At 69.4% G+C, this 22,295-nt stretch carries 19 protein-coding genes; 16 read left to right on the forward strand and 3 right to left on the reverse strand.

Features of this window, described 5'->3' with window-relative positions; genetic code table 11:
• Window positions 1-88: 88 nt before the first annotated feature.
• The 11 genes from ftsZ to QMO76_RS02050 all read left to right on the forward strand — a co-directional run bounded on the left by ftsZ (window position 89) and on the right by QMO76_RS02050 (window position 12,613).
• The gene (ftsZ, locus tag QMO76_RS02000; protein WP_306359393.1) at window positions 89-1,348 is read left to right on the forward strand and encodes a cell division protein FtsZ; all 1,260 of its coding nucleotides are present in this window, start codon (window positions 89-91) and stop codon (window positions 1,346-1,348) included.
• A 259-nt stretch (window positions 1,349-1,607) separates the two neighbouring features.
• The gene (locus QMO76_RS02005; protein WP_306359394.1) at window positions 1,608-2,084 is read left to right on the forward strand and encodes a hypothetical protein; all 477 of its coding nucleotides are present in this window, start codon (window positions 1,608-1,610) and stop codon (window positions 2,082-2,084) included.
• 235 nt (window positions 2,085-2,319) lie between these two features.
• Window positions 2,320-3,060: a peptidoglycan editing factor PgeF gene (gene pgeF / locus QMO76_RS02010; RefSeq protein WP_306359395.1), complete on the forward strand. Its 741-nt coding sequence runs from the start codon at window positions 2,320-2,322 to the stop codon at window positions 3,058-3,060.
• A gap of 23 nt (window positions 3,061-3,083) precedes the next feature.
• Window positions 3,084-3,833, forward strand: a complete 750-nt coding sequence (locus QMO76_RS02015; RefSeq protein WP_306359396.1) for a YggS family pyridoxal phosphate-dependent enzyme — start codon at window positions 3,084-3,086, stop codon at window positions 3,831-3,833.
• 187 nt (window positions 3,834-4,020) lie between these two features.
• Complete coding sequence (locus tag QMO76_RS02020) at window positions 4,021-4,806, forward strand: cell division protein SepF (RefSeq protein WP_306359397.1); 786 nt, start codon at window positions 4,021-4,023, stop codon at window positions 4,804-4,806.
• A 123-nt stretch (window positions 4,807-4,929) separates the two neighbouring features.
• Entirely contained in the window at window positions 4,930-5,220 is a 291-nt protein-coding gene (locus QMO76_RS02025) for a YggT family protein (protein WP_306359398.1), read from the forward strand.
• An 83-nt stretch (window positions 5,221-5,303) separates the two neighbouring features.
• Complete coding sequence (locus QMO76_RS02030; RefSeq protein WP_306359399.1) at window positions 5,304-6,122, forward strand: DivIVA domain-containing protein; 819 nt, start codon at window positions 5,304-5,306, stop codon at window positions 6,120-6,122.
• Between the two features lie 111 nt (window positions 6,123-6,233).
• A complete protein-coding gene (locus tag QMO76_RS02035; RefSeq protein WP_306359400.1) occupies window positions 6,234-6,437 on the forward strand; it encodes a hypothetical protein in 204 nt (67 codons plus the stop codon).
• Window positions 6,438-6,715: 278 nt separating this feature from the next.
• Window positions 6,716-9,934 carry an isoleucine--tRNA ligase gene (ileS, locus tag QMO76_RS02040; protein WP_372341871.1) on the forward strand — a complete coding sequence of 1,073 codons (3,219 nt, stop codon included), beginning with the start codon at window positions 6,716-6,718 and terminating at the stop codon, window positions 9,932-9,934.
• Between the two features lie 471 nt (window positions 9,935-10,405).
• Window positions 10,406-11,743, forward strand: a complete 1,338-nt coding sequence (locus QMO76_RS02045; RefSeq protein WP_306359402.1) for an MFS transporter — start codon at window positions 10,406-10,408, stop codon at window positions 11,741-11,743.
• Window positions 11,744-11,833: 90 nt separating this feature from the next.
• Window positions 11,834-12,613, forward strand: a complete 780-nt coding sequence (locus QMO76_RS02050) for a hypothetical protein (protein WP_306359403.1) — start codon at window positions 11,834-11,836, stop codon at window positions 12,611-12,613.
• 149 nt (window positions 12,614-12,762) lie between these two features.
• Here the strand turns inward: QMO76_RS02050 and QMO76_RS02055 are convergent, their stop codons facing one another.
• Window positions 12,763-13,176, reverse strand: a complete 414-nt coding sequence (locus QMO76_RS02055) for an organic hydroperoxide resistance protein (protein WP_306359404.1) — start codon at window positions 13,174-13,176, stop codon at window positions 12,763-12,765.
• A 74-nt stretch (window positions 13,177-13,250) separates the two neighbouring features.
• On the opposite strand from QMO76_RS02055, the gene QMO76_RS02060 reads away from it, so the two are divergent.
• Window positions 13,251-13,829, forward strand: a complete 579-nt coding sequence (locus tag QMO76_RS02060) for a TetR/AcrR family transcriptional regulator (RefSeq protein ID WP_306359405.1) — start codon at window positions 13,251-13,253, stop codon at window positions 13,827-13,829.
• Here QMO76_RS02060 and QMO76_RS02065 read toward each other — a convergent pair.
• On the reverse strand, window positions 13,777-14,715 hold the full coding sequence (locus QMO76_RS02065; RefSeq protein WP_306359406.1) for an alpha/beta hydrolase family protein: 939 nt from the start codon (window positions 14,713-14,715) through the stop codon (window positions 13,777-13,779). The two genes, QMO76_RS02060 and QMO76_RS02065, sit on opposite strands and share 53 nt — an antisense overlap.
• A 424-nt stretch (window positions 14,716-15,139) precedes the next feature.
• Between QMO76_RS02065 and QMO76_RS02070 the strand changes: the two genes are divergently transcribed.
• Window positions 15,140-15,628 carry a C40 family peptidase gene (locus tag QMO76_RS02070; protein WP_306359655.1) on the forward strand — a complete coding sequence of 163 codons (489 nt, stop codon included), beginning with the start codon at window positions 15,140-15,142 and terminating at the stop codon, window positions 15,626-15,628.
• 9 nt (window positions 15,629-15,637) lie between these two features.
• Here QMO76_RS02070 and QMO76_RS02075 read toward each other — a convergent pair whose 3' ends face one another.
• Window positions 15,638-16,513 carry a UTP--glucose-1-phosphate uridylyltransferase gene (locus tag QMO76_RS02075; protein WP_306359407.1) on the reverse strand — a complete coding sequence of 292 codons (876 nt, stop codon included), beginning with the start codon at window positions 16,511-16,513 and terminating at the stop codon, window positions 15,638-15,640.
• A gap of 302 nt (window positions 16,514-16,815) precedes the next feature.
• Between QMO76_RS02075 and QMO76_RS02080 the strand changes: the two genes are divergently transcribed.
• The 3 genes from QMO76_RS02080 (at window position 16,816) to QMO76_RS02090 (ending at window position 22,261) form a co-directional block, all read left to right on the forward strand.
• Window positions 16,816-18,138 (forward strand): DNA polymerase IV, encoded by a 1,323-nt coding sequence (locus QMO76_RS02080; protein ID WP_372341882.1) that lies wholly within the window; start codon window positions 16,816-16,818, stop codon window positions 18,136-18,138.
• A 242-nt stretch (window positions 18,139-18,380) separates the two neighbouring features.
• Complete coding sequence (locus tag QMO76_RS02085; protein WP_306359408.1) at window positions 18,381-18,893, forward strand: hypothetical protein; 513 nt, start codon at window positions 18,381-18,383, stop codon at window positions 18,891-18,893.
• A gap of 83 nt (window positions 18,894-18,976) precedes the next feature.
• Window positions 18,977-22,261, forward strand: coding sequence for an arabinosyltransferase domain-containing protein (locus tag QMO76_RS02090; RefSeq protein WP_372341883.1), 3,285 nt, complete (start codon window positions 18,977-18,979; stop codon window positions 22,259-22,261).
• Window positions 22,262-22,295 lie beyond the last annotated feature (34 nt).

The raw sequence follows: 22,295 nt of genomic DNA on the forward strand, positions 1-22,295 counted from the left end.
GCTTTATCAGACCGAGACCTTTCGGTACTGGCTTACGGCGAGCATCCGAAGACACCAAGCTTGTTGGATCGAAGGAAGGCGAGAGTCCATGACGCCCCCGCACAACTACCTTGCAGTGATCAAGGTCGTCGGTATCGGCGGCGGCGGCGTGAACGCCGTCAATCGAATGATCGAACAGGGACTCAAGGGAGTCGAGTTCATCGCGGTCAACACCGACGCGCAAGCGCTGTTGATGTCGGACGCCGACGTCAAACTCGATGTCGGCCGGGAACTGACCCGCGGCCTCGGCGCCGGTGCCGATCCCGAGGTGGGCCGCAAGGCCGCCGAGGACCACAAGGACGAGATCGAGGAGGTCCTCAAGGGGGCCGACATGGTCTTCGTGACCGCCGGTGAGGGCGGCGGCACCGGCACCGGCGGCGCGCCGGTGGTGGCGAGCATCGCCCGCAAGCTGGGCGCGCTCACCATCGGTGTGGTGACGCGGCCGTTCTCCTTCGAGGGCAAGCGCCGCTCCAACCAGGCCGAGGCGGGCATCCAGTCGCTGCGCGAATCCTGCGACACCCTCATCGTCATCCCCAACGACCGGCTGCTGCAGCTGGGCGATGCGGCCGTATCGCTCATGGACGCCTTCCGCTCGGCCGACGAGGTGCTGCTCAACGGTGTGCAGGGCATCACCGACCTGATCACCACCCCCGGTCTGATCAATGTCGACTTCGCCGACGTCAAGAGCGTCATGTCCGGAGCGGGCAGCGCGCTCATGGGCATCGGTTCCTCGCGGGGTGAGGGGCGCTCGGTGAAAGCGGCCGAGGCCGCCATAAACTCACCGTTGCTGGAGGCGTCCATGGACGGCGCGCACGGGGTGCTGCTGTCCATCGCCGGCGGGTCGGACCTGGGTCTGTTCGAGATCAACGAGGCCGCCTCGCTGGTGCAGGAAGCCGCGCACATCGAGGCCAACATCATCTTCGGCACGGTCATCGACGACTCCCTCGGTGACGAGGTGCGCGTCACGGTGATCGCCGCGGGCTTCGACGGCACCGGCCCCGCCCGCCGCATCGAATCCACCATCGCCCGGCCGGCCGCCTCCACCATCGGGTCCGCCCGGGCGGGCGATGTCGCCCCGTCCACCGCGCGCACCACCGACTACGGTTCGGCCCGCACCCCCGACCCGGCGCGCCCCGACCCCGCCCCGGCCCCGGAGCAGCCGGTCTCCCGGGGCCCGGCGCCCTCCTACGGGTCGCCCCGCCCCTCCTCGATCGACCCGACGGTGGCGCACAACCCCCGCTCCCACATCCAGCCGTCCGACGACGACACCGACGACGACGTGGACGTCCCCTCGTTCATGCGCCGCTGACCCACCACCGCCGACGCACCGGTACCCGCACGGGGCCGGTGCGTCGGCGCGTTCGGAGGGTGGTGCGGTCCGTGTGCCGGGGCCTGCTAGCGTGGCCCGTCGTTGGATTGCCAGCGGGTAACGGATTCGATGCGCGGGAGTCGCCGCGTGCGGGAGGAGCTTCATGATCAGCACGGTGGGACGGACTGCTCGCTGCGCGATCGCGGTTGCGGTGGTAGGTGCTGTCGCCTCCGCCGGGATTGCCCATGCATCGCCGGGGGTGGAGTTGACCACCGCGCAGAATCTGGTCGCCAATCCCGCGTTCACCGAGGGGGCCCGCGGGTGGGAGGGCCACATCTACAACGCCGACCTCGGCGGCGGCACCGCCACCGTGCGCGACAGCGGATATGTGGGCCAGGACGTCGCGGTCGTCAAGGGAGCCGAGTACACCTTCTCGGTGCGGGTCGGCGCGGCCGACGGCGGCGGGGTGCTCGCCCTCGCCCTGGACTCGGCCACCAGCGTGGCCTACGTGAGCCGCGATGTGAGCACCACCGCGCCCACCACCGTCACCCAGACCTTCACCGCCGTCGGCGACACCGCCTACATCGCCTGCCAGGCCACCCGGGGGCCCGGCGGCTGGTGCGGCGACTTCAGCGTCACCGCCACCGGCAAGACCGGCGGCGGCAGCGGCTCCGCCTCCGGCTCGGCGGGCAGCTCCTCCGGCTCCTCGGGTTCGGCCAGCGGCTCCGCGGGCTGACCGGCCCCCGGCCGGGCGTTTCGACCTTCCGCGCCCGACACCGTGACCGGCGGGCGCACGTGCCATCCTTCGCTCGCACCCGCCGCACGGCCACGCACTGGTTCGCTCCGGTCCGCGCACGGTCGCGAGGCGCGCTGTCGTGCGCCGGAGCCCGCCCCGTGCGGTGTGTCACGTGATGGTCCGCACCCGGTCGGGTGGCGCGGATTGCCCGGTGGTGGCCATTACCCTCGGAGGCATGACTTCTGCTGCACCGGTACTGCGTACTCGGCGGGTGACGACGACACGGGCGGGCGGGTTCTCGAAGGCCCCGTACGACTCGTTCAACCTCGGGGATCATGTCGGCGACGATCCGGAGGCGGTGCGGCGTAATCGATCGCGGCTGGCCGAGAGTCTCGGACTGCCGCCGGAGCGGTTGATCTGGATGGAGCAGATCCACGGGCGCACCGTCACCGTGGTGGACGGGCCGCGCACCGACGCGGTGCCCGCGACCGACGCGCTGGTGACCACGGAGCCGGATCTGGCGCTGGTGGTGCTGACCGCCGACTGCGTGCCGCTGCTGCTGTCGGATGACGAGGCCGGGGTGATCGCGGCCGTGCACGCGGGCCGCATCGGCGCGCGGATCGGCATCGTGCCGCGGGTGCTCGAGGCCATGTACGAACTCGGCGCGAAACCCGAGCGCATCGGCGCGTTTCTGGGACCGGCGGCCAGCGGTCGCCGGTACGAGGTGCCCGCCACCATGCGCGCCGACGTCGAGGCGCATCTGCCGGGCAGCGCCACCACCACCGTCAAGGGCACCCCGGGGCTGGATCTGCGCGCGGGCATTCGGCGGCAGTTGGAGGCGGCCGGTGTCGGCGCCGTCGCGGTGGACCCGCGCTGCACCATCGAGGACGAAACCCTGTTCTCGCACCGCCGCGGCGCGCCGACCGGCCGAATCGCCGGTGTGATTTGGATGTCATCCGAGGGAGCGGCGGTATGACCTCCGAATCATCCACCGCCGCAATGGGTATCGGAACCGACGGCGAGACGCGCGTCACGGCGCGCACCGCCGAGCTCTCGGCCAACCTCTCCGCCCTGACCGAACGCATCGACGCAGCATGCCGGGTGGCCGGACGGGATTCCGACACCGTACGCTTACTCCCCGTAACTAAATTCTTCCCGGCCTCGGATATCGAAATCCTCTATGGACTCGGCCGCCGCGAATTCGGCGAATCCCGGGAGCAGGAGGCCAGCGATAAAGTGGCCCAGTTGCGCCACCTGTCGCACGTGCGCTGGGAATTCATCGGACGTCTCCAGCGCAACAAAGCGAAACACGTTGCACGCTGGGCAAATACCGTCTATTCGGTCGATTCGGACAGGTTGGCGGCCGCACTCGACACCGCCGTCACCAACGCCCTCGAGGCGGGCGATCGCGACACGCCCCTGCGGGTCCTGCTGCAAGTCAGCCTGGACGCCGACCCCACCCGCGGCGGCGTCGCCCCCGACGATCTCCCGGCTCTCGCCGACCGCATCGCGGAATCGGCATCGTTGCAGCTCGCGGGCCTGATGGCGATTCCGCCGCTGCACACCGATCCGGCCGCCGAATTCGCCCGCCTGGCCGACCTGCACGGCCGCCTGCTGGCGGCACATCCCCAGGCCAGGGAGCTGTCGGCGGGGATGTCAAACGATTTGGAGGCCGCCATCGCGCACGGATCGACGTGCGTGCGTGTCGGTACCGCGTTGATGGGCGCACGACCGATAACCTCGCCTTAGCAAAGAAACCTCATCAGTCACATTTGAAACATATGCTTGTGAAGGACGAGGACTGAGCAGGACTTCAACACCCCAGGCCAGCCGGGGCCGAAGGAAGGTCGACCAGTATGAGCGAGCGTAGCGAGCGAGCCATCGACGCAGCCACGAGCGTGCTCGTGCTGGAGCCGAGCGTCAGCGAGGTGGAAGCATGAGCACGCTGCACAAGTTCAAGGCGTACTTCGGCATGGTTCCGCTCGAGGATTACGAGGACGATTACGTCGACGACCGCGGGGTGGGCGGGGGGCACCGGAGCGGCGTCGACGAGCGTGGTGCGCGTCGGCCTCGTCCCCGGGAATACGACCGCGACTACGACCGGTACGCCGACGACCGCTACGACGACGAGCCCGCCTACCCGGAGCCGTCCTACAAGGCCCCGTACCAGCCGGGCTACAGCGTGGCGCGTCGCGACGACTACGCCGACGACTACGCGGACGACCGGTACGAGCCGCCGCGCCGCCCCACCCGCATCGACACCGCACCGTCCAGCCGCACCCGCAGCCTGGGCGGCGGCGCGCCGATGGTGCGCGGTGCGACCCGCGGTGCGCTGGCGGTGGACACGGAAGCCGAGCGGCGCATGGAAGAGCTGCGGATGGAGGAACGCCGCATCGAGACCGCGCCGCCGCGCCGGTCCGGGCTCTTCGAGGAAGGCGGCCCCTTGTCCAAGATCACGACGCTGCGTCCGCGCACCTACGCCGAGGCCGCCATCATCGGTGAGCGTTTCCGCGACGGCACCCCGGTGATCATGGACCTGGTCGAGATGAGCAACTCCGACGCCCGTCGCCTGGTCGACTTCGCCGCCGGACTGGCCTTCGCGCTGCGTGGCTCGTTCGACAAGGTCGCGACCAAGGTGTTCCTGCTCTCACCTGCCGATGTGGACGTATCGGCCGAGGAGCGCCGGCGCATCGCCGAAACCGGTTTCTACAACCAGAAATAACGGCCCCGGCCGGGTGCGGCCGCACCGCCGCACCCTGCGGGAACACGCCGTGCGCGGGGGCGGGCGCCGATCCGGGCGGCGCGTATGTTTTGCGGGACACCGATTCTGAGGCAGAGTGAACACGTGGCCCTGATCGCGGTGTTGAACCTAGTCCTGCTCCTGTTCTGGCTGCTGCTGATCAGCCGCGTCATCGTGGAGTTCATCCACGTGTTCGCGCGTGATTGGCACCCCAGCGGCTTCCTCGCCGTCATCTTCGAGGTGATCTTCACGATCACGGATCCGCCGGTGAAACTCCTGAGGCGTTTGATACCGCCAGTGAATCTTGGGGGAATTCGACTCGATCTGTCGATTATGGTCCTGCTTTTCGTCGTCTTCTTCCTCTACTCGCTCACGGCCACTGGCGGCACCGCGTAGCTGAGATGTGACAGAATGGGCCGAGAAGAAAGCTTGTCTGATCTAGTGCTAGATCTCCGTACGAAGCGTGAAGGGATCCTTCCATGCCGCTGACCCCAGCCGATGTGCACAACGTCGCGTTCAGCAAACCACCGATCGGGAAGCGCGGCTACAACGAGGACGAAGTCGACGCCTTCCTCGATCTGGTCGAGCAGGAGCTCTCACGCCTCATCGAAGAGAACGCCGATCTGCGTCAGCGGGTCGCCGAGCTCGACGCGGAACTCGCTGACGCCAAGAAGAATCGGGGCCCGGTCGCGGCCGTGAAGCAGGCCCCCGCCCCGGAGCCGCCCAAGCCCGCCCCGGCCCCGGCCCCCGCGCCCATGCCGGTCCCCGCGCCGGTCGCCAAGGACGCGCCCTCCGCGGACGCGAATCTGCAAGCGGCCAAGGTGCTCTCGCTCGCGCAGGAGATGGCCGACCGGCTCACCTCCGATGCCAAGACCGAGGCCGAGCAGCTGCTGGCGAACGCCAGGGCCAACTCCGAGCGCCTGGTCAGCGATGCGCGCACCCGCTCCGAGTCGATGATCGCCGACGCCCGTCAGAAGGCCGAGGCCATGCTGTCGGACGCCCAGACCCGCTCCGACAACCAGTTGCGCCAGGCCAAGGAGAAGGCCGACGGCCTGCAGGCCGACGCCGAGCGCAAGCACACCGAGATCATGGCCACCATCACCCAGCAGCGCAGTGTGCTGGAGAGCCGGATCGAGCAGCTCAAGACCTTCGAACGCGAGTACCGGGTGCGGCTCAAGTCCTACCTGGAATCGCAGCTCGAGGAGCTGGAGAACCGCGGGTCCGCGGTGCCGGTGGACGGTGGCGAGTTCGGCGAGGGCGCGTCCGGCAACGGCGCGCTGCTCAAGGGCGGCAAGTAAAGCCGCCCCGACGACGTCCCCCGGTGCTGCGCTGCACGGCCCGAACGGGCCGGTCGGCACGGCGCAGCGCCACCACCGGTTCGGAGGTTGCGGTCAGACGAGGGGGTGCCCGTGCTCGTGGTGACGCTCGGCCTCGCGGCAGTCGGATTCGGTCTGCTGGTGGCCGCCCTGACCACCGGTTCCGTGGTGTGGGCGTGGGCCTGCATCGTGGTCTGCGTGATCGGCGCGGTGCTCCTGCTGATCAGTGCGCTGTCCATGCGCTCCGACGAGGACGAGACCCAGTCCCGGCCAGGCGGCAAGCACGCCAGACACTAGAGCGCGGGTCCGCGGAATAATCCCTGGACCGCGCTCGCTAGACTGACACTGCAGTACGGCGTCGATCCGGCAATCACCGGGGAGCCTTCGGAAGAACGGCGGCCCGAGCCGCTCAGTAGAACCGAACGGGTGAGCCCGTCACAGCTCGCAACGAGAGGTTCGGCCGTCCCGACGGATGCCGCCGGACAAGCGGGGTGGTACCGCGGTGAGAGCGCACCAGGCGCTCATCGTCGTCCCCGTGCCCACAGGTGATGGCACGAGGAGAGACGGAGCCCGCGATGGCGGACGAGGCCCCTGTAGACAACCCCGCTGTGGACCCCACAGTCACCCGCAACGCGTATCCCCGCGTCGACCTGGGCCGCACCGGCGGCGGCCAGGTGTCCTTCCCCGATCTGGAGCAGCGCGTCCTGGCGTACTGGGCCGCTGACGACACCTTCCGCGCCAGCATCGAGAACCGTTCCGATGCACCGGAATTCGTCTTCTATGACGGACCCCCCTTCGCCAATGGGTTGCCGCATTACGGACATCTGCTCACCGGCTATGTCAAGGATTTGATCCCGCGCTTTCAAACCATGCGCGGGAAGAAGGTCGAGCGCCGATTCGGATGGGATACTCACGGCCTGCCCGCGGAAATCGAAGCGGAGAAGCAGCTCGGTATCACGGACAAATCACAGATCGATGCCATGGGCTTGGCGGAATTCAATGCCGCGTGCAAGTCCTCGGTACTTCGCTACACCAATGAGTGGCGTAACTATGTGACGCGTCAGGCGCGCTGGGTCGACTTCGACAACGACTACAAGACCCTCGATCTCGACTTCATGGAGTCGGTGATGTGGGCCTTCAAGGCGCTGTACGACAAGGGGCTCATCTATCAGGGCTTCCGGGTGCTGCCCTACAGCTGGTACGAGCAGACGCCGCTGTCGAACCAGGAGACCCGGCTCGACGACGCCTACAAGATGCGCCAGGACCCGGCGGTCACCGTGGACATGGTGCTGTCGGTTCCCGCGGACCATCCGCTGCACGAGCTGGACGGCGCGAACGCCCTGATCTGGACCACCACGCCCTGGACGCTGCCGTCCAACCTGGCGATCGCGGTGCACCCGGACGTCACCTACGCGCACGTCAAGGGCAAGGACGGCAAGCGCTACCTGCTTGCCGCCGAACGGGTTTCGCACTACGCGCGCGAACTGGGCGAGGAGGCCGACGGTTTCGAGGTGCTCGGCGAGCACCTCGGCGCGGCCCTGGTCGAGCTGCGCTACCAGCCGCCGTTCGACTTCTTCGTCGGTCACCCCAACGCCCACCGCGTGCTCGCGGCCGACTACGTGACCACCGACTCCGGCACCGGCATCGTGCATCTCGCGCCCGCCTTCGGTGAGGAGGATATGGACGTCGCCTCGGCGGCGGGCATCGAACTGGTGCAGCCCCTCGACGCGGGCGGCAAGTTCACCTCCATGGTGCCGCCGTACGAGGGCCTCATGGTCTTCGATGCCAACCCGGTGATCATCAAGGACCTCAAGGCCGCCGGAAAGCTGTTGCGGCACGAGACCATCGAGCACTCCTACCCGCACAGCTGGCGGTCCGGGCAGCCGCTCATCTACATGGCGGTGCCGTCCTGGTTCGTGGCCGTCACCAAGTTCCGCGACCGGATGGTGGAACTCAACCAGGAGATCACCTGGGTGCCCGAGCACATCCGCGACGGCCAGTTCGGCAAGTGGCTCGAGGGTGCGCGCGACTGGAACATCAGCCGCAACCGGTACTGGGGATCGCCCATCCCGGTGTGGGTCTCCGATGATCCGGCCTATCCGCGGGTGGACGTGTACGGCTCGCTCGACGAGCTGGAGCGCGACTTCGGCGTGCGCCCGGCCGACCTGCACCGGCCTATGATCGACGACCTGGTCCGCCCGAATCCCGATGACCCGACCGGGAAGTCGATGATGCGGCGCACTCCCGAGGTGCTCGACTGCTGGTTCGAGTCCGGCTCCATGCCGTTCGCGCAGGTGCACTACCCGTTCGAGAACAAGGACTGGTTCGACGGCACCGCCGCCGAGCCCACGGGCGGCACCGCCGCCGTCGGCCACAACCCGGGCGACTTCATCGTCGAGTACAACGGCCAGACCCGCGGCTGGTTCTACACCCTGCACGTGCTGGCCACCGCGCTGTTCGACCGCCCGGCGTTCAAAACCGTTGCGGCGCACGGCATCGTGCTCGGCGACGACGGGCTGAAGATGTCCAAGTCCAAGGGCAACTACCCGAACGTCAACGAGGTGTTCGACCGCGACGGCTCCGACGCCATGCGGTGGTTCCTGATGGCCTCGCCCATCCTGCGCGGCGGCAACCTCATCGTCACCGAGCGCGGGATCCGCGAGGGGGTCGGCCACGCGCTGCGCCCGCTCTGGAACGCCTGGACGTTCCTGCAGCTCTACGCCTCGAAACCCGGTACCTGGCGCACCGATTCGACGCATGTGCTGGACCGCTACATCCTGGCCAAGCTGGCGCGCACCCGCGAGGTCATGACCGAGGCGCTCGAGGCCTACGACATCGCCGGGGCCTGTGACGAATTGCGCTCCTTCGCCGACGCGCTCACGAACTGGTATGTGCGCCGGTCGCGTTCGCGCTTCTGGGAGGAGGACCGCGACGCCATCGACACCCTGCACACCGTGCTGGAGGTGACCACCCGGCTCGCGGCCCCGCTGCTGCCGCTGCTCACCGAGGTGATCTGGCGCGGCCTCACCGGCGGCCGCTCGGTGCACCTGGCCGACTGGCCGGGGGAGACCGAGCTGCCCGCCGACCCGGAACTGGTGGCGGCCATGGACGAGGTGCGCGCGGTGTGCTCGACGGTGCTGAGCCTGCGCAAGGCCCAGAACCTGCGGGTGCGTCTGCCGCTCTCGGAGGTCACGGTGGCCGCCGAGGACGCGGCGCGGCTCGCCCCGTTCGCCGATCTCATCGCCGACGAGGTGAATGTCAAGAAGGTCGACCTCACCACCGATGTGGCCGCGCACGGTCGCTTCGAACTGGTGGTCAACGCCCGCGCCGCCGGTCCGCGCCTGGGCAAGGATGTGCAGACCGTCATCAAGGCGGTCAAGGCGGGCGAGTGGACCGAATCGGCCGACGGGGTGGTGAGCGCCGCGGGCATCACCCTGCTGCCCGAGGAGTACACCCAGCGCCTGGTCGCCGCCGAGCCGGACTCCACCGCCGCCCTGCCCGGCAATGCCGGTCTGGTGGTGCTGAATTCGACGGTCACCGAGGAACTGGAGGCCGAGGGCTGGGCCCGCGACCTCATCCGCGATCTGCAGGAGACCCGCAAGGCCAAGGGCCTGGACGTCTCCGACCGCATCGCGGTGGTGCTGGAGGTGCCCGCCGAGCGGCAGGACTGGGCGCGGACCCACCGCGATCTCATTGCCGGGGAGATCCTCGCCACCTCGCTGAGCTTCGACGCGGCGGGCGCGGATGCCAGCGAGATCGTCGGTGGCGTGCGGGTGTCGATCACCAAGGCGTGATCGCGCACGAGCGCTAGCGAACTCGGGGCGGAGCCGAAACGGCTCCGCCCCGAGTCGGCTCGTCGGGTCTGCTGAGGCGACTCAGTGTTCCGAGTTGTCTCGTCGGACCGCGATGTGGCTGAGTGGTCGAGTCGCCTCGTCGGCCATGCTCGCGGTGCCGTTCGGCCGGGCACGCTTCCCAGATCGACGCGGTGATCGTCGCGTCGTGGATCTCCGCCGTCGCGCGAGCTTTGCTCCGGCCCGGGTCGGTGTCCGCGACAGGTTGTGCACAGGAGTCCGCGCGCCCGCCGGAACGCGGTGCGACCGGCGTCACTATCCTCTTGTATGCGCTGGTAGCGGTGTTGCCCGGGCGCTGCTGGAGAATAGCTGGAGTTTGCTGGATCCGCGTCCCGGGTACCCGGTTATTTCGTGTGCGCCGTCTTCCTGCGGCGCGGAAACGATTACGCCGATTCGCGGGGGAGAGGAGATGGCATGACCAGCCCCGATCCGGAACCCAGTCAACAGCGCCGTTCGGTGGCCGCGGCCGCCATGGGCAATGCCACCGAATGGTTCGACTACGGCGTCTACGCCGCGGCGGCCACCTACATCACGGCCGCGTTCTTTCCCGGAGACCTCGGAGTGCTCGGCACCATGCTCGGCTTCGCGGTCTCCTTCATGTTGCGCCCGCTGGGCGGCATGGTCTGGGGTCCGCTCGGTGACCGCATCGGCCGAAAGGCGGTGCTGGCCACCACGATTCTGCTCATGGCCGCCGCCACCGGCCTGATCGGCCTGGTGCCCAGCCACGCCACCGCCGGGGTGCTGGCACCCATCCTGCTCATCTCGCTGCGCGTGGTGCAGGGCTTCTCCACCGGCGGCGAGTACGGCGGCGCGGCGACCTATCTCGCGGAGTCCTGCGAGGATCGTCGCCGCGGCTTCCTCGGCAGCTTCCTGGAGTTCGGCACCCTCGGCGGTTTCGTGGGCGGTTCGGCCGTGGTGCTGGCCTGCCAGCTCGCGCTGGGGTCGGACGCCATGTACGACTGGGGCTGGCGCATTCCCTTCCTGCTGGCCGTGCCGCTGGGTCTGATCGGCTGGTATCTGCGCACCAAGCTGGACGAGTCCCCGGTCTTCACCGAGGTCAAGGAGCAGCAGCATCCGCGCACCGGTCTGCGCGTGCTGCTGCGCGACTACCGGCGCGAGCTGCTGACCCTGGGTGGCCTGGTGATCGCGCTGAACGTCGTGAACTACACGCTGCTCACCTACCAGCCGACCTATCTGGAGAACACCATCGGTGTCGACGAGTCGACCACCACGGCCATGATGCTGATCGGCCAGTTGATCATGATGGTGTCGCTGCCCGCCTTCGGCCATCTCTCCGACCGGGTCGGTCGGCGGCCGATGTGGCTGGTATCGCTGCTGAGTCTGGCGGTGCTCGCCATTCCGATGTACTGGCTCATGGGCCAGGGCATCGTCTGGGCCGTCATCGGCTTCGTGGTGCTGGGGCTGTTGTACCTGCCGCAGCTGGCGACGATCACCGCGACCTTTCCGGCGATCTTCCCGACCCATGTCCGGTATGCGGGATTCGCCCTCGGCTACAACGTCTCCACGGCGATCTTCGGCGGTACCGCGCCGCTGGTGAACGAGGCCGTGATCGAGGGCACCGGCTGGACGCTTTTCCCGGCGCTGTACATGGTGGGCGCGTGCCTGGTCGGCCTGGTGGCCTGGGTCTTCCTGCGGGAGACGGTGGGCGCGTCGCTGCGCGGCACCGAGGTGCCCGAGACCGACGCCGTGCCCGCGGTCCCGGCCCGGGTCGCGGCCGCCCCGTCGGCCTGATCGGTACCCGGGGCGGCGTCCGTCCGGTGCGGCGACCGCCCCGGGTTTCCGCCGTGCCGGTGTGGTTACCCGGCTATCGGAGGTGGCGATATGGCCTGTGGACCGAAGTTCGCTGTGACCGTCCGGTACGGAGGTGCCGACCAGGCGGGCAGCAATGGCAATGTGTATGTGCGGCTCGGGGATACCGGGGCCGCCACGGGTGAGGCGGCGGTGCATCTGCCCGGCGATCCCACCCAGATCGGGCGTGAGCAGACCTTCCACATCGACTACGGCACCGCCCTCGACGATCTCACCGAGCTGTGGGTGCGCGTCGACTCCGAGGAGTCGACCTGGACGCTGGCGGCCATCGACTGGTTCCAGGTGGAGGATCTCGACGCCCACGCGCTGTGGCAGAGCACGCCGGTACCCGAGACCGAACAGGGTTTCGCCGCCGCGGTGGTGCCCGAGGAGACCGGCAGTGTCGACACGGTGCTGTCGCGCGGATTCCGGCTGCACCGGGAGCCGTCCGCCCGCTACCGGATCACCCTGGAGACCGGGCGGGAACCCGGTGCGGGAACCACCGGCAGCATCCTGGTCCGGCTGCTCGGCCACACCGACTGCCATCTGGTGTGGCTGCCGCTGAACGGGCCCACGGAGGATCTGGAGAGCGGCGCGCGTCGCCGCTACGGCCCCTACACCTACATCGCACACGACCCGCCGACCGATCTCGAGGTCCGGCTCGGCGGGATGAGCGCCGACTCCGACCGCTGGCAGCTGCTGCGGGCGGCGGTGGAGGACACCGCCACCGGCCGCACCTGGGTGGCGGAACCGGACAGCTGGTTCGACTGGACCTCGCCGCAGCAGACTTTTCCCCTCTCGGAGAAAGATTAGGCCGGAGAAGGACTGGGCCGGGAGAAAGACCGGACGCAGTGGCACTCGGCGGCTGAGCGGGACTCGGTTGAGCGGGACTCGGTCGAGAAGAATTCAGCGGAGCAGGATTCCGGATAGCCCGCCGGTCGCGCGCGATGTGGCGGCGGGCTCTACTCGACGACGAGTTCCACCGGGATATTGCCCTGGGTGGCGTGCGAGTAGGGGCACACCTGGTGGGTGGCCTCGACCAGCTCCCGCCCGGAGTCGTTGTGCAGGTGTTCGGGCAGTTCCACCCGCAGCACCACCGACAGGCTGAAGCCGCCGCCCTCGCGGCTGTTGAGTCCGACCTCCGCGGTGACGGCGGCCTCGTCGGCGTCCAGCTTCATGCGCTTGGCGACCAGTTGCAGCGCGCTGGCGAAGCACGCCGAGTAGCCCGCGGCGAAGAGCTGTTCGGGGTTGGTGCCCGCGCCGTCGCCGCCCAGCGCCTTGGGACGGGCCAGGGTGAGATCGAGGATGCCGTCATCGCTGTAGGAACGGCCTTCGCGGCCGACCGAGGTGGCGACGGCGGTGTACATGGGAGCCATTGGTCCTCCTAGACAGACTTGTCTGTTCACTTCACCGCCCAGAGTAGACAGACCTGTCTGCTATCGTCAAGGGTATGAGTGCCGCCCGCGACCGACTCCTGGAGACCGCCACCCGGCTGTTCTACGCCGAGGGCGTCCACACCGTGGGCATCGACCGGATCATCGCCGAGGCCGGTATCGCCAAGGCCACCTTCTACCGGCACTTCCGCACCAAGGACGACCTGGTCGTGGCCTATCTGACGCGCGAGTACGAGCGGCAGCGCACCGTGCTGGAAGCCGTGCCCGATGCCGGAACGGCCGCTCTCACCGTGATTTTCGAGCGGCTCGGCGAACTGAGCTGCGCGCCCGGCTTTCGCGGCTGCCCGTTCCTCAACGCCGCGGTGGAATTCCCGGATCCCGGGCACGCCGTGCGCGCGGTGGTGGCCGACTACCGGGACTGGTTCCGTCGGCTGGTGCGCGAGCGGTTGGCGGCGGCCGGGCACGACGACCCGGACACCGCCGCCCACTATCTGCTGCTGGTGCGCGACGGTGTGGCCCTCAGCGGCGGGCTCGGCGATCCCGCGACGGTCCGCGCCGGCGTGGCGACCGCCCTGGCTCAGGTCAGGACTCGGGTAGCCGCAGACCCCGCGCCAGCACCGGCCACGACCGCTTGAGCGCGTCCTCCCAATAGCCCCAGGAATGTGTACCCCGGGGTGGCAAATCGGCGGTTACCGGGATGTCCAGCTGCCGCAGCCGGTCCACCAGGCTGCGGGTGCACCAGTCGGTCGCGGCCTCGATGATGCCGCCGACCACGAGCTGCTGGATCAGCCCGCCGTCATTGGGGCCGAGACTGCGGATATCGCCGGGGGTGTCGCGCGGACCGGGCAGACCGGTGCCGTTGAACAGGTACAGCTCCAGACCGCGCAGCCCCTCGGCGTGCACGTAGGGATCGTTGGCCGCCCACATCGGGTCGTCGGGCGGGCCGTACATGTTGTGCACATCGCCGCCGCCCGCCGCGACCACCAATTTCACGAACTGCTGGCCGATTCGGTCACTGATCCGGGCGCAGCCGCTGTAGGCCGCCACCGCGCGGTACAGGCCCGGTGCGGCGATGGGCAGTTGCAGAACGCTGGTGCCGGACATGGACATTCCGGCGATGGCCCGAATCTCGTTGGTGCCCAGCGCGCCGTCGATGAGCGGCGGCAGCTCCTCGGTGAGGAAGGTGCGCCACATATTGGTGCCGAGCCGGGGATCCGGTGCGCGCCAATCGGTGTAGTAGGTGAAGCCGCCGCCGACGATCTGCACCACGTTGACGTCCTTGTCGGCGAAGAACTCGGTCGCGTCGGTATTGCGTCGCCAGGTGGCCGTATCCTGGCCGCCCCCAGCGCCATTGAGCAGATACAGCACCGGCCGTGGCTCGGAGGCGTCGGCGGGCCGCTGGACCTCCACCACCACGTCGCGGTCCATGGCGGCCGAGTGGACGGTGAGGGTGATGGTGCGGGCGTCGCGGACGCGGTACGAGGAGATGGTGGAGCCGTCCTCGGAAACCGGTGTGGCCATGAGGGTTCCGGTGCTGGTTACCGGGTCGGGCGGTGGCCCCGCCGCGGCAGGTCCCGGTGCCCCGGGGAGTGCGCAGGCGAAAACCACTGTCAGCGCGAGCAGTAGCGCTCGCGACCTGATACGACGAGTCAACTCAGGGCCCCTGTGGTAGCTGGCGGTATCGGACTCCCGGACCCCCGCGGGACGCCGAAATGCTACTTATGCCCCGATTTCCATGGGGGCGCAATGTCACATTCCGGCCACGGTTTGTGACCGGTGTCTCATGACACGCATAACGGCGGGGTTCGACGACCTGCCGCCGTTCTGGGTTACAACAGAGGAGACGGCAAATATGTGGTTAATGAGCGTTCGATAGTGCCGACCGAAGGGCGAGCACGTGCGACGACAAGCGATCCACCGCCTGATCCGGGCCGTTTCGGCCACCATGACCCTGCTCTGCGCCGGTGTGTTGTGGGCGGGCGCGGCCCAATCCGATACCGGGAGCGCCTCCGGCTCCGCCTCGGGCAGCGGCAGCGGCTCGGCCTCCGGCAGCGCGTCGGGCTCGGCGCAGCTGCCCCTCGCCAGTCCCCGCGCCATGATCGCGCTCGGGCTCGCCACCACCCAGACCGGCAAGCCCTATCGGTGGGGCGGTACCGGACCCGACGCCTGGGACTGCTCCGGGCTGGTGCAGTGGGCCTTCCGCAGCGTCGGCATCGACATGCCGCGCACCACCTGGCAGCAGGCCGAGGCCGGGCTGACCGTGCCGGTCGGCGCGCTGCAACCGGGGGATGTGATCGTGCTCAACGGCGATGCCTCCCACGTGGGCATCTACGCGGGGGCGGGGCAGGTCCTCAACGCGCACTCGCCCGGAGTTCCGGTCGGACTGACCCCGCTGTCCGACTTCGACATCTTCTCCGTGCGCCGGTTCTACTGATCGCGGGCGTCAGTCGCAGAGGCCGCGCAGCAGTGGGCCGTACTCCGGATGGTTGAGCGCCGAGGCGAACTGGGCGACCAGGTAGTCGGCCGGATTGCCGGTGTCGTACCAGCGGCCGCGAATGACCTGGCCGTAGACCGGGGCGGTGGCGGCGAAGGTGTTGATGGCGTCGGTCAGGTACACCTCGCCGGTGCGGTGGGTGTACCAGTTGTCGACCTGGCGGCGTAGTTCCGCGATGATGCCGGGGGTGACCACGTAGCCGCCGATGGCCGCGTACGAGGAGGGCGCGTCGGCGGGCTTGGGCTTCTCCTTCAGTCCGGAGATGCGCATCAGGCCGTCGCTGTGCTCCTCCTCCACGACCGGTACGCCGTAGCGCTGGGATTCGGCGGGATCCATCGGCATGAGGGCCAGCACCGGCGCGTCGGTCTTCTCGTAGGCGTCGATGAGCTGCTGGGCGCGCGGCACCTCGGCGACGAACACGTCGTCGGGCCACAGCACCAGCATGGGTTCGTCACCCAGGGTGCGGGCGGCATTGAGCACGGGGGTGCCGTTGCCGTAGGGGCCGTGCTGGTCCAGGTAGGTGATGTGGCCGAGGCGGCCGAGCTCGCCGACCTCCTCCACGGCATCGGCGTATGCCTGTTTGCCGTCGGCGCGCAGCTGCGCCACCAGGGCGGGATTGGGCCGGAAGTGGTCCTGGATCAACGACTTCCCGGCGCTCACCACGATGGTGATATCGGTGATTCCCGAGGCGACCAGCTCGCGGACCGTGTGCTCGATCACCGGTTTGTCGCCGACCGGCAGCATCTCCTTCGGGATCGCCTTGGTGAGCGGCAGCAGGCGGGAGCCGATACCCGCGGCGGGGATCACGGCCTTGCGAATAGTCATGCCCCGATCATCACACATCCGCGGCGTCGTACCTGTCGGTAGCCGGGCGTAGATTTCTCGATGTGAACACCGCCGCCGAACCGACTGACGGGGACGTTGTGCCTGGTCAGCGGACCGGCGCGGGATCGGGCGAATCAGCCGCACCACACCGGTCGGTCGGATCTGATGCCCAGCGGCCCGCCAGTCACGTCCCGGCCGTGTCCACTCCGGCCGCCCATCCCTCGGCCGGTGCCGTCGGATCGCCCCGGCGGGACCGACCCCCGCGCGCCGCCGCGACCCGGCGGTGGGTGCTGCATATCGATATGGACGCGTTCTTCGCCTCGGTGGAGCAGCTCACCCGGCCCACGCTGCGTGGGCGGCCGGTGCTGGTCGGGGGCGTGGGCGGGCGCGGCGTGGTGGCCGGGGCGAGCTACGAGGCGCGGGCCTTCGGGGCGCGTTCGGCCATGCCCATGCATATGGCGCGCCGCTTGGTCGGGGCGAGCGCGGTGGTGGTGCCGCCGCGCGGGGCGGTGTACGCGGAGCTGAGCGGGCAGGTGTTCGACCTGCTGCGGGCGCGGATTCCGGTGCTGGAGACGCTGTCCTTCGACGAGGCGTTCGGCGAACCCGCGGAACTGGCGGGAGCGACACCCCAGCGGGTGCTCGAATTCTGTGAGCGGCTGCGGGAATCGGTGCGCGAGCGCACCGGCCTGGTCGCCTCGGTCGGCGCGGGCAGCGGCAAGCAGCTTGCCAAGATCGCCTCCGGACTCGCCAAACCCGATGGGGTGCGGGTGATCTCACCGGAGGAACAGGGGGAGATGCTGGCCGCGCTGCCGGTGCGCAAACTCTGGGGCATCGGTCCGGTCTCCGAAGGCCGTTTGCGCGCACTGGGAATCGAGACGGTGGGGGCGTTCGCCGCGCTGCCGGAGATCGAGGCCGTCTCGATTCTGGGTGGCAGTGTGGGCGCGGCGCTGCACCGGCTGGCGCGCGGCATCGACGACCGGCCCGTCGCCGAACGCGCCGAGGCCAAACAGATCAGCGCCGAGACCACCTACGAATCCGACATCGTGAATCTCGCCCAGTTGCGCCCCGCCATCGAGGCCATGGCCGCCGCCGCGTACCGGCGGCTCACCGCCGACGGGCGGGCGGCCCGCACGGTGGTGTTGAAACTCAGGAAGTCCGATATGAGCATCGTGACGCGCTCCGCCACGCTGCCCTACGCCACCGAGGATCTGGCCACCCTCACCGCCGCCGCCAAGCGCTCGGCCCTGGACCCGGCGGAACTGGGTCCGATTCGCCTGGTCGGTGTGGGTTTCGCGGGGTTGTCGGAGATACGCCAGGAATCGCTGTTCCCGGAATTGGACCGGACCGCGGACACCGAATCGGTGTCGGAGGAGCCGACTCTCGCGCTCGCCGCCGGGCCGGAGCCGGAGGTGCCGCCGCCGACCCGCTCCTACGCCACCGAAACCTGGTATCCCGGAGTGGATGTCGAACACCCGGATTTCGGACACGGCTGGGTGCAGGGCGCGGGCCACGGCGTGGTGACGGTGCGCTTCGAGACCCGTTCCACCGGACCCGGTCCCGCCCGCACCTTCCCCGCCGACGATCCCGGCCTGCGCCGCGCCGACCCGCTCGGCAGCCTGCGCTGACGGCATCCGCCGAGGTGGGCGGCCCGCCAGCGGCTCCGCGCGGGCGCGGCGAAGCCACTGTGCGCCTGGCGGGAGGCTCGCGGAACTCTGTGGGTTCATTCTGAAATTGCTCCGTACAGGGTTCGAGGAGTTATTTCCGGCCAACGCACTGTTAGCCTGGTGCCTCGTGCAGCGCCGCCGGTCGGGTTATGGGCGGCTGTCACATGGACGAACGGACCTACTCGAACGTAAAGGACGAGCAGTTGAAGCTTCAGAAGACTGGACGTATCGCGGTCGCCACGCTGGCAGTCGTGACCGCACTCGGACTGTCGGCGTGTGGCAGTGGTGACAAGGAGAACGAGGGCACCAAGACCACGACCACGACCACGACCACCACGTCGCAGGCGCAGGCGCAGTCCGATCTGCCGCCGGTGCCGACCGTGGCCGACCTCAACGCGGAACTGCAGCGCGGTCTCGACCCGAATGTGCCGAACGAGGAGAAGCTCGAACTGCTGCAGGGCATCAACGCCGATCCGGAGCTGCCGACCCGCCTGGTCGAGGCGGTGCAGCAGAACAACGCCTCCATCACCGTCACCGGTGTGACCGATCTGGGCAACGGCACCATCACCGCCGACGCCCAGGTGGCGCTGGCGGGCGGCGAGCCGCAGCAGGCGGTCGTGCCGTTCGTCGCCGAGGACGGCAAGTGGAAGGTCCAGAAGGAATGGATCTGCAACATGATCCAGCTGGCCAACCAGACCTCCCCGGCTTGCGTCTGACGCGCTGACGGCGAAGGGCCCGGGTCCCGCGAAGGGACATCGGGCCTTTTCTTTCGCTAACATCGCCCTCCGTGACCGATGTGATGGAGCGAGCGGACTCCGATGCCGCCGACAGTACGAAGTCGGGTTCCGCCGATCGGAGGCGCGGATGGGCGCGTCCCGTCGCTCTCGTCGCGGGACTCGTCGCGGTGCTGTCCGCGGTGGCCGTGCCGTTGCTGCCGGTCACCGTCGACGCCGCGACGCTCAGCTGGCCGCAGGGCGACTCCGCGCGCAGCGTGGAGGCCCCGCTGGTGTCCTATGCGCCGGTCGACTTCGATGCCGAGATTCCGTGTTCGGCTGTGGCACAGCTCGTTCCGAACGGCGGCACGCTGGTGGCGACCACGCCGAACGGTGCGCCGGACCGATGGCGGTACGGCTTCCTGGCGTGGGTGAGCGCGGCGAGCACCGCCGAGGACGGGACGACGACACCGGCCCGGCTGGAGGCGGTGCTGCGGGATCAGCGACTGGTCAGCGTGCCCGTCGACGAACTGGGCGCGGACTGCGCCCTGGTCGTGCACGCCGGGATGGACCGGACCACGGCGGCGCTCACCGGCTCCACGGTCGCGCCGGTCACCCTGGACGGTGACCACCGGCCGCAGCTGGTCGGCATCTACAGCGATCTGGCCGTGGCGGCCGGAACGACCGTCACCGCGCAGGTCGACACCCGCTTCTCCTCGACGCCCACCGTGCTCAAGCGGGTGGCGATCTGGACCGCGCTGGTGGGGACGATCGTGGCGCTGTTCGCGCTGCACCGCCTGGATCAGCGGGACGGGCGCTCACGGCGGCGCTTCCTGCCGCAGCGCTGGTGGACCTTCGCACCGGTCGACGGCGTGGTGCTGGGCGCGCTGGTGCTGTGGCACTTCATCGGTGCCACCACGGCGGACGACGGCTACCTGTTCGGTATGGGCCGCGCCGCCATTCCCTCCGGCTACATGGCCAACTACTTCGCCTACTTCGGGGTTCCGGAGAATCCGGTGGGCCTCTACCACTCACTGTTCGGCTACCTGGCGCTGATCTCACCGGCCAGCCCGTGGGTGCGGCTGCCCGCGCTGCTGGCGGGCATCATCTCCTGGCTGGTGATCAGTCGTGAGGTGATTCCGCGTCTGGGAGCGCGTATTTCACGTAACCGGGTGGCGGTGTGGACCGGCGGCCTGGGCTTCCTGGCCGTCTGGCTGCCTTACAACAACGGTCTGCGGCCGGAGGCCGCCGTGGCGGTGTCCCTGCTGCTCACCTGGGTGTCGGTGGAGCGCGCCATCGCGACGCGGCGGCTGCTGCCGTACGCGGTGGCGGCGCTCATCGGAGCGTTCGCCTGCACGGCCGGGCCCTCGGGCGTGATCTGCGTCGCCCCGCTGCTGGCCGGAATCAGGCCGATGTGGCGGGCGCTCGACGCGCGGGCGCGGGAGCTGGGCAGACCCGTCGCCCCGGATGCCGGTGTCATAACCACGCTGCGGGCGCGCCTCGGCTCCTACCTGAGCCTGATCGCGCCGGTGGCCGCGGCCGGAACCGTGGTGCTGGCGGCGGCTTTCGCCGACCAGACCGCGGCCGCCATGCTGGAGATGCGGCATGTGCACGAACTCGTCGGCCCGAATGTGCAGTGGTACGACGAATATCTGCGCTACCAGTACCTGTTCATGCCCACCATCGACGGATCGGTGGCCCGGCGCTTCGGCATGTTCATGTTCTGGGCGGGACTGCTGGCGTGCGTCTTCGTGCTGCTGCGTCGGGGCGGCCGGATTCCGTTCACGGCCGCCGGTCCGGTGCGCCGTCTGCTCGGCACCAGCGTCGGCGTCATCCTGCTCATGATGATCACGCCCACCAAGTGGACGCACCACAACGGTGTCTACGCCGGGATCGCCGGTGCGGTGGCCGTGGTGACCGCGGTCGCCGTCGGTCCGCGAGTGCTGCGCTCGCCGCGCAATCGCGCCCTGTTCGCGGCCATCGTGGCCTTCCTGCTGGCCATCACGTTCTCCAGCATCAACGGCTGGTGGTACGTGTCCAACTGGGGCATCCCCTGGAACGACAAGTCCGTGGTGCTGGCCGGTGTCGGCGTCAACAAGCTGTTCCTGCTGCTGGCCCTGCTGCTGCTGGCGCTCGCCGGGTGGTTCCATGTCCGTGCGCCCGAACCCGGTGCCGCGCACCGCATCTCCCGCCCCATGTGGCGGCTGGTGGCGTTGCCGCCGCTCACGGTGGTGGCCGCCGTCATGGTGCTGTTCGAGGTGGGATCGCTGGCCAAGGGCGCGGTGGCGCAGTATCCGGGCTTCTCCCTGGCCAAGTCGAATGTCAATGCGGTACTGGGCAAGCCGTGCGGAATCGCCGAGGAGGTGCTGGTCGAGACCGACCCCAACGCGGGCATGCTGGCACCGCTGGCCGGTGACGCGTTCAGCGCCTTCGGCGCGGAAGCCGTCGGCTTCGCTCCGAACGGGGTGGCGGCCGATCTGAGGGCCGACGACGAGGTCGACACCAGTGCCATCGTCAGCGCGCTGGACAGCGCCGAACAGGACGACGCGTCCGGAACCACCTCGGCCGCACTGCCGTTCGGCCTCGACCCGGCCACCACGCCGGTGCTGGGCAGCCACGGCACGACCGAGCCGATCGCGAGTCTGACCACCGGCTGGTACCGGTTGCCGGAGGCGAGCGACCGCACCGGCATCGTCGCGGTCACCGCGGCCGGTCGGATCCGCTCGGTGGACGCGTCCGGCGTCGTCACCCCCGGACAGTCGGTTGAGATCGCCTACGGCGTCGCGGATGCGGCGGGCGGGGTCCGCGAACTGGGCCGGGTCGCGCCGATCGATATCGGCCCCGCGCCTACCTGGCGCAATCTGCGCTTCCCGTTCACCGATATCCCGGCCGAGGCCACCGCGATCCGCCTGGTCGCCTCCGATCGTGACGACAACTGGAAGCAGTGGGTGGCGCTGACGCCGCCGCGCGTCCCGCAGACGCGCACCCTGCAGGAGGTCGTCGGGTCCGACGACCCGGTGCTGCTGGACTGGGCGGTGGGCCTGCAGGTGCCGTGCCAGCGGCCCTACGACCACCACAACGGCATCGCCGAGACCCCGCGGTGGCGCATCCTGCCCGACCGTGGCGGAGCCAAGGATACGAACCGCTGGCAGAGCCACGACAGCGGCGGCCCGCTGGGCTGGAGTTCGCTGCTGCTGCGCCCGCAGACCATGTCCACCTTCCTGAACCACTCCTGGCGCACGGACTGGGGTGAGCTGCAGCGCTTCACCCGCATCGACGACTCGGCGGTTCCGGCGCGGCCGACCGTCACCCCGGAGAACCGCTCCGGCATGTGGAGCCCCGGCCCGATCGACGTGCTGGGCTGGCGATGACCACGGACCGACCACCACTCTGCCGCCACCACGG

Origin of the sequence: Nocardia sp. CC227C (genome assembly GCF_030767025.1) — a bacterium.
In the GTDB taxonomy this organism is placed as follows: Bacteria; Actinomycetota; Actinomycetes; order Mycobacteriales; family Mycobacteriaceae; genus Nocardia.

What these genes read in the sequence shown, in the direction of transcription:
- ftsZ (WP_306359393.1), top strand. Translation starts at nt 89, where the DNA reads ATGACGCCCCCGCACAACTACCTTGCAGTGATCAAGGTCGTCGGTATC.
- pgeF (WP_306359395.1), top strand. Translation starts at nt 2,320, where the DNA reads ATGACTTCTGCTGCACCGGTACTGCGTACTCGGCGGGTGACGACGACA.
- QMO76_RS02015 (WP_306359396.1), top strand. Translation starts at nt 3,084, where the DNA reads ATGGGTATCGGAACCGACGGCGAGACGCGCGTCACGGCGCGCACCGCC.
- QMO76_RS02020 (WP_306359397.1), top strand. Translation starts at nt 4,021, where the DNA reads ATGAGCACGCTGCACAAGTTCAAGGCGTACTTCGGCATGGTTCCGCTC.
- QMO76_RS02030 (WP_306359399.1), top strand. Translation starts at nt 5,304, where the DNA reads ATGCCGCTGACCCCAGCCGATGTGCACAACGTCGCGTTCAGCAAACCA.
- ileS (WP_372341871.1), top strand. Translation starts at nt 6,716, where the DNA reads ATGGCGGACGAGGCCCCTGTAGACAACCCCGCTGTGGACCCCACAGTC.
- QMO76_RS02045 (WP_306359402.1), top strand. Translation starts at nt 10,406, where the DNA reads ATGACCAGCCCCGATCCGGAACCCAGTCAACAGCGCCGTTCGGTGGCC.
- QMO76_RS02050 (WP_306359403.1), top strand. Translation starts at nt 11,834, where the DNA reads ATGGCCTGTGGACCGAAGTTCGCTGTGACCGTCCGGTACGGAGGTGCC.
- QMO76_RS02055 (WP_306359404.1), bottom strand. Translation starts at nt 13,176, where the DNA reads ATGGCTCCCATGTACACCGCCGTCGCCACCTCGGTCGGCCGCGAAGGC.
- QMO76_RS02060 (WP_306359405.1), top strand. Translation starts at nt 13,251, where the DNA reads ATGAGTGCCGCCCGCGACCGACTCCTGGAGACCGCCACCCGGCTGTTC.
- QMO76_RS02065 (WP_306359406.1), bottom strand. Translation starts at nt 14,715, where the DNA reads ATGGCCACACCGGTTTCCGAGGACGGCTCCACCATCTCCTCGTACCGC.
- QMO76_RS02070 (WP_306359655.1), top strand. Translation starts at nt 15,140, where the DNA reads ATGACCCTGCTCTGCGCCGGTGTGTTGTGGGCGGGCGCGGCCCAATCC.
- QMO76_RS02075 (WP_306359407.1), bottom strand. Translation starts at nt 16,513, where the DNA reads ATGACTATTCGCAAGGCCGTGATCCCCGCCGCGGGTATCGGCTCCCGC.
- QMO76_RS02080 (WP_372341882.1), top strand. Translation starts at nt 16,816, where the DNA reads ATGGACGCGTTCTTCGCCTCGGTGGAGCAGCTCACCCGGCCCACGCTG.
- QMO76_RS02090 (WP_372341883.1), top strand. Translation starts at nt 18,977, where the DNA reads ATGGAGCGAGCGGACTCCGATGCCGCCGACAGTACGAAGTCGGGTTCC.